This window comes from Pseudomonas sp. PS01303 (assembly GCF_029959385.1).
GTDB classification, from domain to species: Bacteria; Pseudomonadota; Gammaproteobacteria; order Pseudomonadales; family Pseudomonadaceae; genus Aquipseudomonas; species Aquipseudomonas rustica.
In genome coordinates this window covers 1-15,299 of record NZ_JASCPK010000145.1, presented here as the reverse complement: position 1 = coordinate 15,299, position 15,299 = coordinate 1, and the positions used below count along the sequence as shown (strand labels likewise).

The following is a 15,299-nucleotide window of genomic DNA, read 5'->3' as shown; positions in this document are numbered from 1 at the left end:
GCTCGCGATAGCGGTCATACATTCAAAATAAAGGTTAGCTGACCCACCGCTATCGCGAGCAGGCTCACTCCTACAGGTAATGGGGTACATCAGGAAGCCTCTGCCAATGGCTTGCGCGCGACAACGTTCACCAACGTCTCTTCCCGCTGCCCGAACGGTTTCGGCTTGCGCACCCCAAACCGCTCCAGCAAGCCAAAATCCTTCGACCGGCTCCACCACAAATACGGGTACGACACATTGCGCTCGGCAAACTCAAACCCTTGCCCGCGAATCATCTCCAAATACTGCGCTGCACTCTTCTGCACGTGCATCGGATGGCGGAACAACCAGCGAATCACCCAGGTATCAATGTAAGCCTCGGTGGATTCGGCAAACAGCAGATAACCGCCCGGTTTCAACACGCGATAAAACTCGGCCAGCGCTTTTTCCTGTTCAACCAGATGATGGAACGTCTGATGGCAGAACAGCAGATCAACACTCGCGTCCGGCACATTCAGCGTCGCGCAATCGCTGCCGATCAGCTCAACATCGAGGCCCAGACGCGTCGCCTCTTCGCCGCTCAACTCCAGGCTGTGCGGATCGGCGTCAACACCGATCAAACGCTGTGGGGCGAAGGTCTGGCGCAGGTGGCCGAACGACTTGCCCTGACCGCAACCGGCGTCGAGCAGCACCGGATGCTCCGGCAGCGCTTCGCTGAACAGTCCGCGCAAATCATTGATCGCCACGCGCAACACATGGTGCTGCCAGGTGTGGCTGCGCAGGAACCAGAAACCGAAGCGGGTTTCCTCGACGTAGTTGTCGCTCAAGTAATTCATGTGGCGTCCTTTGCACAGAGTTCGGAAATCATCTTCAAGCGGCGGCGGGCTTCGCTGACGAACGGGTTGCGTTCGTCCCAGGCGTAACCGGCGAGGATCGAGCTGATCATGCGGCGGATGTCGGCCTGGCTGTCTTCATAAAAAATCACGTCCTGAAAGGTGCCGGCGTACCAGCCCTCGACGTAGCAACGGAACGTGTCAACGCCGCGTTTCAGCGGTTCGGCGAACTCGCGTTGCCAGTCGACCGTCTCGCCTTGCAACTGACGGTGCAGCACGGCGGCGGCCATACTCGCCGAACGCATGGCGATGGTCACGCCGGAAGAGAACACCGGGTCGAGAAATTCGGCGGCGTTGCCGAGCAAGGCAAAACCCGGCCCGTGCAGGGTTTTCACGTTCGCCGCGTAGCCGCCGAGGGTGCGCGCCGGGGTGTCCCACACCGCGTTGTTCAGCACGCCGGCAAGGCTTGGCGTTTCAGCGATGAAGCTGCGCAGGCAGGCGTCGAGATCGCTGTCACGGCCCTTGAAGTGTGCTTCGGCCGCGACCACGCCCACCGAGCAGCGGCCGTTGCTGAACGGGATCGTCCAGAACCACACATCGCGATGTTCGGGATGGGTGGTGACGAGGATTTTTTCGCGGTCGAAGGCCGGGTTGTCGATGTGATCTTCAACGTGGGTGAACACCGCTTGGCGCACCGGAAAATTCGACGGTGCTTCCAGATCCAGCAGTCGCGAAAGCACACGGCCATAGCCGCTGGCATCTAGGACGAAATCCGCTTCGACGCGGTATTCACGGCCGTCCTCGCGACGCACGTCGAGTTGCGGTTTCCGCCGGTCAAAATCGACACTGACGATGGCATCGCCGTAACGGATTTCCACACCTTGCAGCGCGGCTTGGTCGGCCAGCAACTTGTCAAAGTCGGCGCGCTGCACCTGGAACGTGGTGGGCTTGCCGTTGGTAAAGGTGTCGCCAAAGTCGAAGGCGCTGTAGCGCTCGCCCCACGCGAAAGCAGCGCCGTTTTTGCGCTGGAATCCAGCGGCATTCACCGCGTCGAGCATGCCCGCTTCTTCGACAAAATCGAGGCAATGGCACAGCATGCTTTCGCCGATGGAGAAACGCGGAAAGTGCTGGCGTTCGATCACCAGCACATCGTGGCCCTGGCGTTTGAGCAGGGCGGCAGCGATGGCGCCGGACGGGCCGGCGCCGATGATCACGACCTGACGGGATTCCATTTCAACGATTGGCACGTGAACTCCGGGGCAGGTGGTTTTTGATGTCCAGCGGTGCACGGTGCAGGCCGATCAGCGCCGGCAGCAGCGTCGCCATCAGGCCCATCAGCATCAGCGCGAAGTACAGCGCCGGGGTGATGAGCTGTTGTTGCAAGAGCAAATTGAGAAAGACGATCTCGCTCAGGCCGCGAATGTTCAGCAGTACGCTTTCACGCCAGCGGCTGGCGCCTTCGAACGAGGCGCCGGCCCAGCCGAGGCCGAGCCAGTTGCCGAGCAGTTTACTGGCAATCGGCAACAGCAGCAGCGCCGCCCATTGCAGCGGGCCGAGGCTGGCGAGGGCGCTGTGCACGTCGATCTGCACGATGCCGAATGTGAGGATCAGCGGGATCGCGATCCACGTCTGCAAACGGTTCATCCAGCGCGCCGGCAACGGCAGCACCAACGGGATCTTCAGCGCGGCCATGCACAGCAAATAACCGATGCCGAAAATCAGCGCGTTGAGTTTGTAATGCTCGGCCATCACCAACAGGGCGAAGAAACCGAGGCTGTAGGTCAACGGTCGGCGCACGCCGAACAGGCGCAGCACCAACGGCACACAAGCGAGCCCCAGCGGCAGCAACAGGCTGCTCAAGTGCAGACTGCCTTGGGCGAGGCCGAACAGCGTCCAGCAAGTCAGATCGATGAGGATCGCGGTTTGCACCAGACGCCGGGTGGCGGCGGGCGGGTAATCGATGTGGCGCAAGTACAGGTACAGCACCGGAATCGCGGTAATTGCGAACACCAGGCCGATCGCCAGCGAGTTGAGCCACGGTTGCGCCGGCAACAACCAATAAGCCGCCGCCAGTCCGCAGACGAATGGCACGAGAAAACTCGGCAGGGCGATTTTCACGCTCTGCCGATCCAGTTTCAGATCGATCACATCACTGAGGATGTGCCCGAGCAGCAAGGCAAAACTCAGGCTGTAGAGGTTTTTCAGCCACTCTGGCGCGATCAGTTCCGCACCGCTCAATTGCCAGCCCGGTTCGATCCAGAAGTACATCAGCAGTGGCAGGCCGAAGCTCGCCAGCAGCAACTGGCTGACAATCGGGATCAGGCCGAAATATCGACCGACACGGGTCGCGACGGCGAACAGCGCCAAGGCCAGCAACCAGAAGCCGACGACCATCACGCTGCCGGCTCCGCGACCGTTGCCGTGTGGGCGTGACGCCCGGCCCACGGTGCGAGCATGAAACTGAAGGCCAGCCCAAGGCTTACCGACAAACCGAAATTGCTTACCGCCGGCGTGCTGGAGACCGCGAGCAAACCAAACGACAGCCACGTCGTCAGCGCCGCCAGCAACGTGCCGAGCAGGCTCACTGCGGCGCCGCCAACCTGTTCACGCATAAGGATCGCGTAGTCGACGCTGATCGCCGTCACCAGCAGCAGGCCAAACAGGCTGAACAGGGTCAGCGGCTGACCGAGCCAGCCAAGACTGGCCAGACTGCACAGCGCCGCGAGCAAGGGCAGGGCGACGATGCGCAGCGCACCGCCGAGGCCGAACGGCAGCATCAGCACCAGCACGATCAATGCGCAGGAGGCGAGTTTCAGCTCCGCGGCGCTGATCTGCGTGGCGGCGAAAACGTCGTTCAATTCACCGAGGCGATCGACCAGTTGCACCCCCGGCAGATCCAGCGCCTGCACGCGCAACAGTGCCGGATTGTTCAGGCCTTGCAGGCTGGTCATCGCCGCCACGCCGTCTTCGGTCGGGCCGAGCCAGAGCGTGCGATAAGGTTCGCCGAGCGGGCCGGCAAGGGCGGTGTCGATATCTTCCGCTGGCACGGTTTGCAGCTGTTGCAGCTCGCTTTGCAGCGCAGCGAGCGGCACGCCGAGGTCGAGCAGCGGCTGCCAGTATTGCGGCAGTTGGTTCAGCGCCTGGCGGACTTTTTCCTGCTCGCTCGGCGGGCTGACCAGTTGATCGAGCGCCAGATAGCCTTGCAGCTTGTCGAGGTTGACCAGTTGCTCGAGACGCTCGCTCAGCGCTGCCTGACGCTCGAGCAACTGCTGCTGATTGGCGGCGCGTACGAGGAAAAACTGGCTGGTCGGCTGATAACCGGTGATGCGCGCGATGGTCTGCGCCTCATCGGTCAGACGCTGCGGCGCGCCAACCCATTGGCGAATGTCGTTCTTGCTTTGCAGCTGCACCAGACCGCCAACACAGAAGGCGATCAACAGCGCCAACAGCACTGGCGTGCGCACGCGTTCGAGGAGTTTTTCCCGCAGCGTGATCAAGCGCTCGGCGAGCGTCAGCGGCCACTGCGCCGGGCGTAACTCGAGGTTGTTGAGCAGCGCCGGCAGCAGGCACACCGCTGACAGATACGCACCGAGCAACCCGGCGGCAGAGAACACGGCGATTTGCGTCAGCGCCGGGAACGGCGTCCACGCCAGCGCCAGATATCCGATGGCGCTGGTGATCAGGCTCAAGGTCAGCCCGGACAGGGTCAGGCGCAAGGCCGGCCAACTGCGCCACGGCTTCAGGCTCCAGCTCTTCGACAGGTAGTGCAACGGATAATCCACCGCCACGCCGATCAGGCTGGAGCCGAGCACCAGCGTCATCACGTGCATATGACCGAATAGCGCCACGCAAGCGACGGCACCGAAAAGCATGCCGACCAACACCGGCACAAATGCCAGCAGCACACGCCAGCGCCGAAACGCCAGCAGCAGCAACAGCAGAATGCCGACCGTTGCACCGCCGCCAACCCAGGTCATTTCGCGCGTCGCTTGCTGCTGACCGTTGGCCGCGTAAAGCAGACCGCTGGCGGCCAGTAATTGCACGTCATTTTTCGCCGCTTGTTCACGGCTGTGCTGCAGCAGATCCGCCACTTTCAGCGGCAGGTTCATGTCGAAAGCGTCGGCAGTGGTGCGCGCGCGCAGCAGCACCCAGCTCTTGCCGTCTGCATCGGCAATCAACGCGCCGCTGCCGATGTCGAGTTGCACCGAACCGTGTTGCGGCTGGCTGTTCTGGATACGCCCGGTCAGGCCCAGCCAATCGTCCGGACTCGGTACCAGGCTGAAACCGCTGAACGGATCGAACAGCGCCTGCACCCGCTGATGAATAAATACATCGGGATGTTCGGTGAGCAGTTGCTGATCGTCCGCCGAGAGCATCGCCAGGCGACCTTGCAGCAATTGCGTGCGCAGCGCCGGCAGATCCGCTTGCAGGTTCCACTGCACTTTCTCGAACAGACCGCTGGCCTGCCATTGCTCGCCGAGCTTCTGCGCCATGTTGACCGCTTGCTGGCGATCGGCGTGGCCGACCAGCACCAGCATTTCGCGATTCAACGGTTCCTGCATACGCTGTTCGGCGCGCAGTTCGAGGGCGTCCGGGTTAGTGCCGGGCACCAGCTCCATCAGGTTCGCCGACAGCGGCGCACCGTCGCGCCACTGCCAACCGGCCAGCGCAACGACTGCCAGCAGCAGTAACAGAAACAGCCAGGGCAGCCTGCGTTCACTCGGCAAAGTCATGTTGCTCCGTGTCGCTCAGCGGTTGGGCGGCGCTGCTGTCCTGCATGCGCAGCACGGTGCTGTCGCCCTGGGTTTCCAGCAGTTCGATGGTTTGTACCAAGGCGCCACCGTCGATGTTGATCTGTTTGAACACTTGCTTGAGCAGCAGCGAACGCGGGGTCAGCGACAGTTTCCACTGCTGCGCGTCGCCGCTCAGGGCCAGTTCGAAATCCCGTTGCAGGCCGCTGCTGTCACCTTGCAGCACGGCGAGAAACAGCCGGTTCTGATCAGCGCCGGCGCTCTTGTTTGGCAGCATTTGCCAGCCATTGTCGTCGCGGCGGGCGATGCCGTTAGCGGTGATGCGGTAGTCCTGCTGCAGCGGGGTTTTCAGTAGCCAGAGCAGGCCGTGATTCTTCGCCAGCACAAAACTGCCCTTGCTGAGCAGCGGTTGCGGCAGGGCGCGCAGGTGTTTTTCCTGAATGAACTGGCCGTGGATCACGTCCGGTTTCGCCAGTTGTTCGCTGAGTTGTTGCAGGTCGAAGGCGTTGGCCAGCGCTGACATGGTCAGCAGCGCCACTACGCTCAGGCTTTTCACAAAAACATTCATCGCAGCATCCTTTCCACGGCGTCGGTGAAGACTTTCGGTGAAGCCAGCTGCATTTCGCGGCTGCTGACTTCGACGGCGACCTGCACCGAGCTGGCGCGGGTCAGGCGTTCGCCGCTGTGCAGATCGGTGATCAGGTAATTGATCTTCAGACGGTTTTCCCACTCGACCAGACTGGCGCGCACATTCAGGCGCTGCCCAAACACCGCGCCACGCACGTAGCGCAGTTGCAGGTCGATGATCGGCCAGGCGAAACCGGACTCGACCATGTGCGTGTAGTTGTGGCCGATCTTGTCCAGCAGCGCACAACGCGCGACTTCCAGATACTTGACGTAATGCCCGTGCCAAACAACGTGCATGGTGTCGACGTCAAAAAACGGCACGAGGATTTCGGTGTCGGCGTGAAGCACTCCGGCGCTACGCATGCAGCCTCCAGTGTTGTGTGGCGATGCGTTGCAGGCACAGGCGCAGTTCGCCTTCCAGCGCACGATCCTCGATGACCGGCGGGAAGTCTTTGGCCAACTCTTCGTGCATTGCCGCCAGCGACGGTGGCAGCGGTCGTGCGTCTTCGGCCTGACCGCGCAGCCACACGCCTTGATTGGCGGCGAGAAGAGTGGCGGCTGCGACTTGTTCGGTCAGCTCCAGCACGCGAATCGCATCGCGGGCGGCGATGGTGCCCATGCTCACTTTGTCTTGGTTGTGGCACTCAGTGGAACGCGAGAACACGCTGGCCGGCATGGTGTTTTTCAGCGCTTCGGCGGTCCAGGCGCTGGTGCCGATCTGCACGGCTTTGAAGCCGTGGTTGATCATCGCGCGATCTGCCGGCGCGCCGGACAGGTTGCTCGGCAAACCATGGTTGTAGCGTTCGTCGACCAGCAGCGCGAGTTGCCGGTCGAGCAGGTCGGCGACGTTGGCCACGAGGTTTTTCAGGCTGTCCATGGCGAACGCGATGTGGCCGCCGTAGAAGTGCCCGCCGTGCAAAACGCGCTCGGCTTCGGCGTCGATGATCGGGTTGTCGTTAGCGCTGTTCAGTTCGATTTCGATGAACGAACGCAGCCAGTTCAGGCTGTCGGCCAACACGCCGAGCACGTGCGGGGCGCAGCGCAGCGAGTAGCGATCCTGCAAGCGATGCAGTGGCGCCGTCGGTGCGTCGATCGCCAGATCCTTGCGCAGCCACGCGGCAACCTGCATTTGTCCCGGATGCGGTTTGGCGGCGAACAGACGTTCGTCGAAATGCTCCGGATTGCCTTGCAGCGCGACGACGTTGAGCGCGGTGATGCGTGTGGCCAGTTGCAGCAGATAATCGGCGCGGGCGAAGGCGAGGCAGGCGAGGCCGGTCATCACGGCGGTGCCGTTCATTAGCGCCAAGGCTTCTTTCGGGCGCAGCACCAAAGGTGTCCAGCCGAGTTCGCGATGCACATCGGCGGCCTGACGGCGCTCGCCACGGAACATCACTTCACGCTCGCCGGAAAGTGTCGCGGCAACGTAGGACAGCGGCGTCAGATCGCCGCTGGCGCCGACCGAACCTTCTTCAGGAATCAGCGGCAGAATGTCGTATTCGAGAAACGCGTGCAGACGCTCGAGCAGTTCCACGCGCACCCCGGAAACGCCGTGGCACAACGACTGCAAACGTGCCGCCAACACCGCGCGGGTCGCTTGCGCGTCGAGCAGTTTGCCGAGCCCGCAACCGTGGAACGTGTAGAGATGACGCGGCAACGCTTCGACGTGATGCAGCGGTACCGCGACCACGCAGGAATCACCGTAACCGGTGGTCACGCCGTAGATCACGCCTTCCTTGTCCAGCAGCGAATCGAGGAATCGCGCGCCTTTGGCGATGCGCTCGCGATACTCGGCGTCGCTCTGCAACTGCACGGGCGCCTGACGATTGGCCAGGGCCAGCACGTCTTCGATGCGCAAAGGGCGTTCGCCGAAGGTTACCGGCTCATGGGTTGGCGTCGTCATCGGTCTTCCAGAAAGGGTAAAAGTTGAACCATTGGCGCGGTGCTTCGAGGCAATAGTGACTCAGGCGCTGGGCATAGCGGGTGGCCCACTGATGAATGACCTGCTCGCGCTCGCTGCGCTTCCAGGTTACCGCGTCGGCGAACGGTTCGAGGGTCAGGCGATAGTGACCGTCTGGTTGTTTGAGGCACATCAGCAGATTGACCGGGCATTTCAGCAGGCCGGCCAGCAGCCACGGACCTTGCGGAAACGGCGCCGGGTGACCGAGGAAATCCACGGTCACACTTCGTCCGCCGTGCAGCGGTACGCGGTCGCCGGCAATCGCCAGCCACTCGCCGCGCTCAAGACGTTCGTGCAGTTGCAGCATGATCACCGGGTCGAGTTCGCTGACCTGAATCAGGCGCAGATTGGTCGCTCCAGCCTCGCCCAGCAAACGGTTGAATTGCTCGGCGTGCTTGGTGTGCACCAGCACGTTCATGGTGACTTTTTCGCCGATCTCCGCCAGTGCGCGGCAGACTTCGAGATTGCCCAGATGCGCGCCAACCAGCAGTTGCCCGCGTGTGCCGCGCAACTGGTTGCGCAGCAGGGCCGGGTCGATGATTTCGATCTGTTCAATGCTGAGCTTGCCGTTCCACACGTCGAGCTTGTCGAGCATGGAATCCGCGAAGGCCATGAACTGACTGAATACGCGCCAGTGGCTTGGGCGCAAGTCATCGCGTTGGCTCCAGTCGGCCAGACGTTGCTGGAATTGCCAGGCACTACGTCGCGCGGTGCGACCGAACAGGAAAAAGTACAAAACGATGCCGTACAGCAACGGGCTGAGCAGGCGTCGACCGAGGACTTTGGCGGCGAACGCGGTGAATTTCATCAGCAGGAAGCTGCCGCGTTCTTCGCGGTCGGCCCAGTGCTTCTTGTCGGTTTCGCCGGTCATGCGCGCCACCGTCGCCAGAGGATCACCGGGAAACGCAGCAACATGCCGAAGAACAGCCGTGTGTGCATGCTCGAAATCAGCGCGTTGTCGTGGAACAGGCGGAAGTGCGACACGCCGTCGAGCGGGTAATGCACGCTGGTTTGCAGCCAGCGCATCGGCTGATTGCGCCACGCCAGGCGGACGAGAATATCCGAGTCGAAATCCATGCGTTTGCCGACTTTTCTTGAGTCGATCACCGCCAGCGTCGGGGTCAGCGGATAAACGCGAAAGCCGCACATCGAGTCGCGGATTTGCAGCGACAGCGTATTGATCCACACCATGACGTGGGTCAGGTAGCGCGCGTACAACCGGCCCTTGGGCACGCTTTCGTCGAACAGCGGATAGCCGCAGATCATGGCGTTGGGATGTGCGCGGGATTCTTCAACGAAGCGGGCGACGTCGTGCAAGTCGTGCTGGCCATCGGCGTCGACCTGCAAGGCATGGGTGAAACCCAGCAGCGCGGCTTCACGCAGACCGGTCATCACCGCACCGCCCTTGCCTTGGTTGGCGGTCAGGCGCACCAGATGCACGTTGTCGCGTTCGGCCAGAGTATCGAGGACTTTTGCGCAGGAGGGCTTGCTGGCGTCGTCGACCAAAATGCATGGCAGATCTTGCGCAAGCAGAGCATCGACCACGGTACCGATGGCAGTTTCGTGGTTATAAACCGGGATCACGGCGCAAGGGTTATGCATAACAGTTCTCCATTGGAAAACCGCGATCCCTGTAGGAGTGAGCCTGCTCGCGATTGAGTGCGCAGCACTCACCAAGGTCAATCATGCTCTACACCCAAAAGAATCCGCCCACTGGAGCAGGTGGCGGTGTCATTGCGATAAGCGAAATACAACTTGCTGCGCTCCGGATCAAAACGCAGGTGCAGCTGAATTTCATCCCCCGGCCGCACCAGTTGCTGAAACTTCAGCACTTCCATCCCGGCAAACGGCCCGTTCAGATTCAGCAATTGCCGCCCAAGATTCAGCGCCCATTCCACCTGCACCACACCCGGCAATACCGGTGCCTTGGGGAAGTGGCCGCTGAAATAAGCCAGATCCGGCGGCACGCTCAGTTGCAAACTCCATTCACCCTCAATCTCGACCTGCGACAGCACTTCCGGCGCTTTCGGACGCGGCGCCATCAACAGTGCTTCAACCTCGGCCTGGGGCAGTTTGCCCTGGCTGTTCAGCGGCAATTGCCGCACCAACCGCCAGCGTCGCGGCAGGGCCAGAGCTTCACAGTGTTGGCGCAAATGCTGGCGCAAAGTTTCGGTGAGGCTGCGGCGGCCATGTTCACGCAACGCAAACAACCCCGAATCGCTGAGCACCAGCAGGGCCCCAAGGGACGCGCGGTTTTCCTGCACCACGCCAAGCCGCGCTTCGGCAACCCAGTCGTGAGCGACCAAGGCCTGTTCCAGCATCGGCAGAGAGATGCGCTTTTCTTCGAGTTTAACGATGCGATCCAGCCGTCCCAACAACTCGAAACGACCATCGGCAGCAATGCGCGCCGCGTCGGCGGTGTGTTCGACATGGCCGGCAGGCAGATAAGGCGAAGCGATCAACAGCGCGCCCTCGCTGTCCTGGCTCAATTGGACACCGGCGAACGGTTGCCAGAGTTGTTCACCCTGACGCCAGGCAATGCCGCCGGTTTCCGAGCTGCCAAGAATTTCCGTGGGCCATTGCTGCAAGCGTTTTTGCAGACTTTGCGCAGCCTCAAGCGGCAACGCGCCACCCGAGGAAAATACCCGCCGCACCGCGCTCAATGCAGGCCAATCAAGGTTGTCGCCCATGCGTTTGAGCAGCGCCGGGCTCGCGACCCAGGCGAAGGTCGGATGTTCGCGGCTGGCGCGCTGCATGTCTTCCGGGAAGGCCAGTTGCTTGCGCACAAACGGGCGCCCGGCGCACAGCGGCCACAGCACGCGAAACAGCAAACCATAGATGTGTTGTGTGGCGACGCTGCCGACGACGCAGGCTTCACCAAGATCCGCGCCCCACAGTTGCTCCAGCGCTTCAACTTCATTGGCCAGTTGGCGCAGGGTTTTGTCGATACGCTTGGGTTCGCCGCTGGAGCCGGAGGTGCACAGGCTCAGCTGACATTGTTCGAGATCCAGCGCCGCAGCGGGCAATGCCGGCTGCTGAAAGTCAGTCAGGTGCGCGTCTTCGGCGTGATCGGTCAGCCACAGATCGACTTCGCTCGACCAGCGCTGGCGAGTTTGCGGTTGCAAGTCCGACGGCAACAACACGCTGACGCCGGCGCGCCACGCTCCGAGCAGGGCGATGGCGAGATCGGCGGCATCCTCCAGATGCACGGCGAGGCGCTTCACGCCCTGCGCTTGCAGGCCGGCGGCAACGCTCAGCGCCTGTTCGCACAGTTGCGCGTGATCGAGTGCCGGCGCAGCGCAAATCGCCCGCGCCGGCAGGGCCTTGAGCAACAGCTGCTCAAGTTTTATCCAGTTCATGTACGGCCTCTTACCCGTTGTCGTATCAGCCATTCAATGGCAAACATCAGGCCGATCAATCCGTAGGAGATCAGGCCGGTGTACAACATCCACCAATTCAGCGGCGCCCACAGGGTCAGGAGGGCGGCGCACAAACCGTTGCAAAAGAAAAACACGCTCCAGGCCACCGTGACCTTGCGTGTGTAGCGAATCGCGATGTCCGGCAGCTCTGGCTCACGCAACCGCGCCAGTCGCTCGACCATCGGCGGCCCGTATTTCAGGCTCAGGCTGAACAGCACCAGCATGAAACCGCTGATCAGCACCGGGTACCAGCGCAGCAACAGCGGGCTGTCGAACAGCGCCAGCAACAGGCAGAACACGATCGCCACGCAAGCCATCCACAGGCTGCCGGGTTTGCGCTCGCCGGTCAGGGCGCGCGCGAGCCACAAGCCGCCCAGTAGCAGACCGAACTGCCACGGGGCGAAGTGCTCCATGCCGAAATACACCGCAAAGGGGTACAGCAGACCGGCCAGCAGCAGGCCCAGGCCGATCAATCGGCTCATGCGGCCGGTTGAACCAGACGGTAAACCGCCTCGACCACGTCACCGACGGTGCGCACGGTCTTGAACTCTTCGGCGGCGATTTTCTTGCCGGTCTGGCGTTTGATGTGATCGATCAGATCGACCGCATCAATGCTGTCGATTTCCAGATCCTGATACAGATTGGAATCCAGGCTCACGCGGGCCGGATCCAGTTCGAACAGCTCGACCAAGGCATCGCGCAGGGTGTTGAAAATGTCGTCACGAGTTTGCATGGTCCGGTCTCAAGCTGCCTGTTTTGCCGTGACGAAGGCCGCAAGGCTCGCCACGTTGGTGAAATGGTTGCGGGTGTCTTTGGCGTCGGCGTCGATTTTGATGCCGTACTTTTTCTGGATCGCCAGACCCAATTCCAGCGCGTCGACGGAATCCAGGCCCAGGCCTTCACCGAACAGCGTTTGTTCGTCACCGATGTCGTCGGCGCTGATGTCTTCGAGGCCGAGGGCGTCGATGATCAGCAGTTTGATGTCACGCACCAGGCTAGGGGTGTTCAGTTCGCTCATCTTCGGCGAGCTCCTTGATAAAGTAAGAATGCAAATAATCGTTGAGCTTGCGCGAGGCTTGCGGGGCGGGCCCCTGCGCGGCGAAGGTCTGTGGATCTATATCGGCCCCGACCCGAAAACTGAAGTGCACACGACGGCGCGGGATGCGATACCACGGCTCGGCTTTGGTCAGGGTGGTCGGGTTGACCTTGATGATCACGGGCGTGAGGATTTTCGCACCGCGCAGGGCAATGGCTGCAGCGCCCCGATGAAAGGCTGGCGGCTGTCCCGGCTGAGTGCGGGTACCTTCGGGGAAAATGATCAGGCTCTGGCCGTTTTGCAATGATTCTGCGGCGGCGTCGAGCATGTCCATGCTGCCGTCATTGCTGATGTATTCGGTGCGGCGCAGCGGGCCACGGGTGAAGGGGTTTTCCCACAGGCTTTTCTTCACCACGCAATTGGCTTGGCGTACCAGACCGATCAGAAACACCACGTCGATCAGCGACGGATGGTTGGCGATGATCATTTGCCCCGGTCGACCGAGGCGTTCGGCGCCTTGAATGTCGTAGGTCAGCACGCCGGTGCGGGCCATGAACTGCACAAAAAACCAGAACAGCCGACTGACCATCTGCCGCGCGCGTTGGCGATGAACCAGCGTGTCGCCGGGCAGGCAGCCGAGAATCGGGAATACCACCAGGCGCAGACACAGTCCGCCGAGCCCGAACAGGGCGAAGCTTGCGGCGGTGGCCAGCAACCGCCAGTAATAGGCGTCGCGGTTTTTCTCGGTCACGGGTTGCGTTGCCAGGTCCATACACGATTTTTCCAGGCATGTTGGCAATGGGTTTGCTGGCCGAGCAGGGTACGCAGCAGATTGAGCGCGTGGGGCCAGTCCGATTTGGACAGTGCTTGCGGGGTGCTGTTCAGGGTCAGCCGCCAGTCGGTACCGGGGGTTAGCAACAGACCCAGCGCGTAAGGGAACGGCACGTCATCGATCCACTGCGAATAGGCTTGCGGCGGTTGTTCCTCGGTGATCACCAGCAACACGGCCGGGGCGCCTTCATTCAATAGCGCCGCCGCTTCGAGCATGCCGTGTTCGAGGCCGTCGCCCGCTGCGGCGAGGGCGGTCATTTCGCTGGTTTCGCCGCGCATGATCGACCACAGACCGATGATCGCGTTATGCACTGACAGGCTGAACTGGGTGGGGGATAGCGGCTGGTCGGTGGCCAGATCGCTGAGAATTTCGTACGTGCGCGGGGTTTCGCCGTGGCGCGAGACAAACACCAGCGGCAGGTTTTCCCGCCCGTCGGCGAGTGGCCAGCCAACGCTGAACGCCATCCGCGCCAGTCGACTGAGACGGCGCCGCTGCATGGCCGGTAAAAACGACACATCGGGCGCGGCATCACTGCTCTGGAGCACGACCGGTTGTCGGCTCCAGGCTTGCCAGGCGTCCACGCTGTCGAGCCCGGGAGCCCACGCGCGCCATTGGGCGATGTTGAAGTTGATCACGGACATTCATCCCGCCCCTGCGGGCTTTTGTTGACGCATTTAGCCACCAAAGCCGCAGCGGACTTGGCGTGGCGCTTGGCGCCGGGTGGCGCGCATTATCCCGGTGCGACGGGCGTGTAGCAAATGCTGGTTACATTTTGCGCAATGAAATGTACTGGCTGGTTCGCGGTAAAACTGTCATTTGGCCATTATCCAGATTGGCGAGGGCCTGTCTGTCGGGGATCTCGTCAATCGTCGGCAGTTTTTACTGAGACTGCAGACGGAAGTTTGCACCTGACTGTGTAGTCCATGTCCGATGAGGTAGCGAAGCGAGGCCGCGCGCATCTACACTCGGTCATTCTTTGATACACGGAGGTTTTGTCATGCGGCGCGTGGTGTTCAATCAGAAAGGTGGTGTAGGCAAATCCAGCATTGCCTGCAATCTGGCGGCGGTCAGTGCCAGCGAGGGTTATCGCACGTTGTTGGTGGATCTCGATGCCCAGGCCAACTCCACTCAGTATCTGACCGGGCTCACCGGCGACGACATCCCGATGGGCATTGCCGATTTCTTCAAGCAGACGCTGTCTTCCGGGCCGTTCTCGAAGAAAAACCAGGCGGATATCTACGAAACCCCGTTCGACAACCTGCACATCATCACCGCCACCGCCGAACTGGCCGACTTGCAGCCCAAACTTGAGGCCAAGCACAAGATAAACAAGCTGCGTAAGTTGCTTGATGAGCTGTCCGAGGATTACGACCGGATCTACCTCGATACGCCGCCGGCGCTGAATTTTTACGCGGTATCAGCGCTGATTGCCGCTGATCGTGTGCTGATTCCCTTCGATTGCGACAGTTTCTCGCGTCAGGCCTTGTATGGGCTGATCGCGGAAATCGAAGAGTTGAAAGAGGATCACAACGAAGGTCTGGAAGTTGAAGGCATCGTGGTCAACCAGTTCCAGGCCCGGGCCAGCCTGCCGCAGCAGATTCTCGATGAATTGATTGCCGAGGGATTGCCGGTGCTGCCGGTGTACCTGACCAGCTCGGTGCGCATGCGCGAATCCCATCAGGCCAGCACGCCGCTGATCCACCTCGATCCGCGACACAAACTGACCCAGCAATTCGTCGAACTGCACAACCTGATCGAAGCGCACTGATCCCCAGAACCACACAAATCCCCTGTAGGAGTGAGCCTGCTCGCGATAGCGGTGTGTCAGTCACATAGATGTTGGCTGGACGAACGCTATCGCGAGC

The 15,299-nt window shown here is 61.5% G+C and carries 16 protein-coding genes; 1 reads left to right on the top strand and 15 read right to left on the bottom strand.

Features of this window, described 5'->3' with window-relative positions; all coding sequences use genetic code 11:
• Positions 1–89 precede the first annotated feature (89 nt).
• The 15 genes from QMX93_RS25745 to QMX93_RS25675 form a co-directional block, all read right to left on the bottom strand.
• On the bottom strand, positions 90–815 hold the full coding sequence (locus tag QMX93_RS25745) for a class I SAM-dependent methyltransferase (RefSeq protein WP_282358398.1): 726 nt from the start codon (positions 813–815) through the stop codon (positions 90–92).
• The gene (locus QMX93_RS25740) at positions 812–2,059 is read right to left on the bottom strand and encodes an NAD(P)/FAD-dependent oxidoreductase (RefSeq protein ID WP_282358397.1); all 1,248 of its coding nucleotides are present in this window, start codon (positions 2,057–2,059) and stop codon (positions 812–814) included. Before QMX93_RS25740 ends, QMX93_RS25745 begins: the two co-directional genes overlap by 4 nt.
• Positions 2,046–3,209 carry a sodium:proton antiporter gene (locus QMX93_RS25735; protein WP_282358396.1) on the bottom strand — a complete coding sequence of 388 codons (1,164 nt, stop codon included), beginning with the start codon at positions 3,207–3,209 and terminating at the stop codon, positions 2,046–2,048. The genes QMX93_RS25740 and QMX93_RS25735 overlap by 14 nt, the downstream gene beginning before the upstream one ends.
• Positions 3,206–5,545 (bottom strand): hypothetical protein, encoded by a 2,340-nt coding sequence (locus tag QMX93_RS25730; RefSeq protein ID WP_282358395.1) that lies wholly within the window; start codon positions 5,543–5,545, stop codon positions 3,206–3,208. Before QMX93_RS25730 ends, QMX93_RS25735 begins: the two co-directional genes overlap by 4 nt.
• Entirely contained in the window at positions 5,529–6,131 is a 603-nt protein-coding gene (locus QMX93_RS25725; protein ID WP_053116680.1) for an outer membrane lipoprotein carrier protein LolA, read from the bottom strand. The genes QMX93_RS25730 and QMX93_RS25725 overlap by 17 nt, the downstream gene beginning before the upstream one ends.
• Positions 6,128–6,553, bottom strand: a complete 426-nt coding sequence (locus tag QMX93_RS25720; protein WP_016983876.1) for an acyl-CoA thioesterase — start codon at positions 6,551–6,553, stop codon at positions 6,128–6,130. Before QMX93_RS25720 ends, QMX93_RS25725 begins: the two co-directional genes overlap by 4 nt.
• Positions 6,546–8,090, bottom strand: a complete 1,545-nt coding sequence (locus QMX93_RS25715) for an aromatic amino acid ammonia-lyase (RefSeq protein ID WP_282358394.1) — start codon at positions 8,088–8,090, stop codon at positions 6,546–6,548. Before QMX93_RS25715 ends, QMX93_RS25720 begins: the two co-directional genes overlap by 8 nt.
• Positions 8,071–9,018, bottom strand: a complete 948-nt coding sequence (locus tag QMX93_RS25710) for a glycosyl transferase (protein WP_282358393.1) — start codon at positions 9,016–9,018, stop codon at positions 8,071–8,073. The genes QMX93_RS25715 and QMX93_RS25710 overlap by 20 nt, the downstream gene beginning before the upstream one ends.
• Entirely contained in the window at positions 9,015–9,749 is a 735-nt protein-coding gene (locus tag QMX93_RS25705) for a glycosyltransferase family 2 protein (protein WP_282358392.1), read from the bottom strand. The genes QMX93_RS25710 and QMX93_RS25705 overlap by 4 nt, the downstream gene beginning before the upstream one ends.
• A gap of 77 nt (positions 9,750–9,826) precedes the next feature.
• Positions 9,827–11,506 carry an acyl-CoA synthetase family protein gene (locus QMX93_RS25700; RefSeq protein WP_282358391.1) on the bottom strand — a complete coding sequence of 560 codons (1,680 nt, stop codon included), beginning with the start codon at positions 11,504–11,506 and terminating at the stop codon, positions 9,827–9,829.
• Entirely contained in the window at positions 11,503–12,048 is a 546-nt protein-coding gene (locus QMX93_RS25695) for a hypothetical protein (protein ID WP_159811654.1), read from the bottom strand. The genes QMX93_RS25700 and QMX93_RS25695 overlap by 4 nt, the downstream gene beginning before the upstream one ends.
• Complete coding sequence (locus QMX93_RS25690; protein WP_053116686.1) at positions 12,045–12,299, bottom strand: acyl carrier protein; 255 nt, start codon at positions 12,297–12,299, stop codon at positions 12,045–12,047. Before QMX93_RS25690 ends, QMX93_RS25695 begins: the two co-directional genes overlap by 4 nt.
• A 9-nt stretch (positions 12,300–12,308) precedes the next feature.
• The gene (locus QMX93_RS25685; RefSeq protein WP_053116687.1) at positions 12,309–12,584 is read right to left on the bottom strand and encodes a phosphopantetheine-binding protein; all 276 of its coding nucleotides are present in this window, start codon (positions 12,582–12,584) and stop codon (positions 12,309–12,311) included.
• Positions 12,562–13,374, bottom strand: a complete 813-nt coding sequence (locus tag QMX93_RS25680; protein WP_282358390.1) for a lysophospholipid acyltransferase family protein — start codon at positions 13,372–13,374, stop codon at positions 12,562–12,564. Before QMX93_RS25680 ends, QMX93_RS25685 begins: the two co-directional genes overlap by 23 nt.
• A complete protein-coding gene (locus tag QMX93_RS25675; protein WP_282358389.1) occupies positions 13,350–14,075 on the bottom strand; it encodes a beta-ketoacyl synthase chain length factor in 726 nt (241 codons plus the stop codon). The genes QMX93_RS25680 and QMX93_RS25675 overlap by 25 nt, the downstream gene beginning before the upstream one ends.
• A 356-nt stretch (positions 14,076–14,431) precedes the next feature.
• On the opposite strand from QMX93_RS25675, the gene QMX93_RS25670 reads away from it, so the two are divergent.
• Positions 14,432–15,202 carry a ParA family protein gene (locus QMX93_RS25670; RefSeq protein WP_282358388.1) on the top strand — a complete coding sequence of 257 codons (771 nt, stop codon included), beginning with the start codon at positions 14,432–14,434 and terminating at the stop codon, positions 15,200–15,202.
• Positions 15,203–15,299: the final 97 nt, after the last annotated feature.

Excerpts from the sequence above, each read along its gene's own strand:
- QMX93_RS25745 (WP_282358398.1), bottom strand. The coding sequence starts at position 815 with ATGAATTACTTGAGCGACAACTACGTCGAGGAAACCCGCTTCGGTTTC.
- QMX93_RS25730 (WP_282358395.1), bottom strand. The coding sequence starts at position 5,545 with ATGACTTTGCCGAGTGAACGCAGGCTGCCCTGGCTGTTTCTGTTACTG.
- QMX93_RS25725 (WP_053116680.1), bottom strand. The coding sequence starts at position 6,131 with ATGAATGTTTTTGTGAAAAGCCTGAGCGTAGTGGCGCTGCTGACCATG.
- QMX93_RS25720 (WP_016983876.1), bottom strand. The coding sequence starts at position 6,553 with ATGCGTAGCGCCGGAGTGCTTCACGCCGACACCGAAATCCTCGTGCCG.
- QMX93_RS25715 (WP_282358394.1), bottom strand. The coding sequence starts at position 8,090 with ATGACGACGCCAACCCATGAGCCGGTAACCTTCGGCGAACGCCCTTTG.
- QMX93_RS25710 (WP_282358393.1), bottom strand. The coding sequence starts at position 9,018 with ATGACCGGCGAAACCGACAAGAAGCACTGGGCCGACCGCGAAGAACGC.
- QMX93_RS25705 (WP_282358392.1), bottom strand. The coding sequence starts at position 9,749 with ATGCATAACCCTTGCGCCGTGATCCCGGTTTATAACCACGAAACTGCC.
- QMX93_RS25700 (WP_282358391.1), bottom strand. The coding sequence starts at position 11,506 with ATGAACTGGATAAAACTTGAGCAGCTGTTGCTCAAGGCCCTGCCGGCG.
- QMX93_RS25695 (WP_159811654.1), bottom strand. The coding sequence starts at position 12,048 with ATGAGCCGATTGATCGGCCTGGGCCTGCTGCTGGCCGGTCTGCTGTAC.
- QMX93_RS25690 (WP_053116686.1), bottom strand. The coding sequence starts at position 12,299 with ATGCAAACTCGTGACGACATTTTCAACACCCTGCGCGATGCCTTGGTC.
- QMX93_RS25685 (WP_053116687.1), bottom strand. The coding sequence starts at position 12,584 with ATGAGCGAACTGAACACCCCTAGCCTGGTGCGTGACATCAAACTGCTG.
- QMX93_RS25680 (WP_282358390.1), bottom strand. The coding sequence starts at position 13,374 with ATGGACCTGGCAACGCAACCCGTGACCGAGAAAAACCGCGACGCCTAT.
- QMX93_RS25675 (WP_282358389.1), bottom strand. The coding sequence starts at position 14,075 with ATGTCCGTGATCAACTTCAACATCGCCCAATGGCGCGCGTGGGCTCCC.
- QMX93_RS25670 (WP_282358388.1), top strand. The coding sequence starts at position 14,432 with ATGCGGCGCGTGGTGTTCAATCAGAAAGGTGGTGTAGGCAAATCCAGC.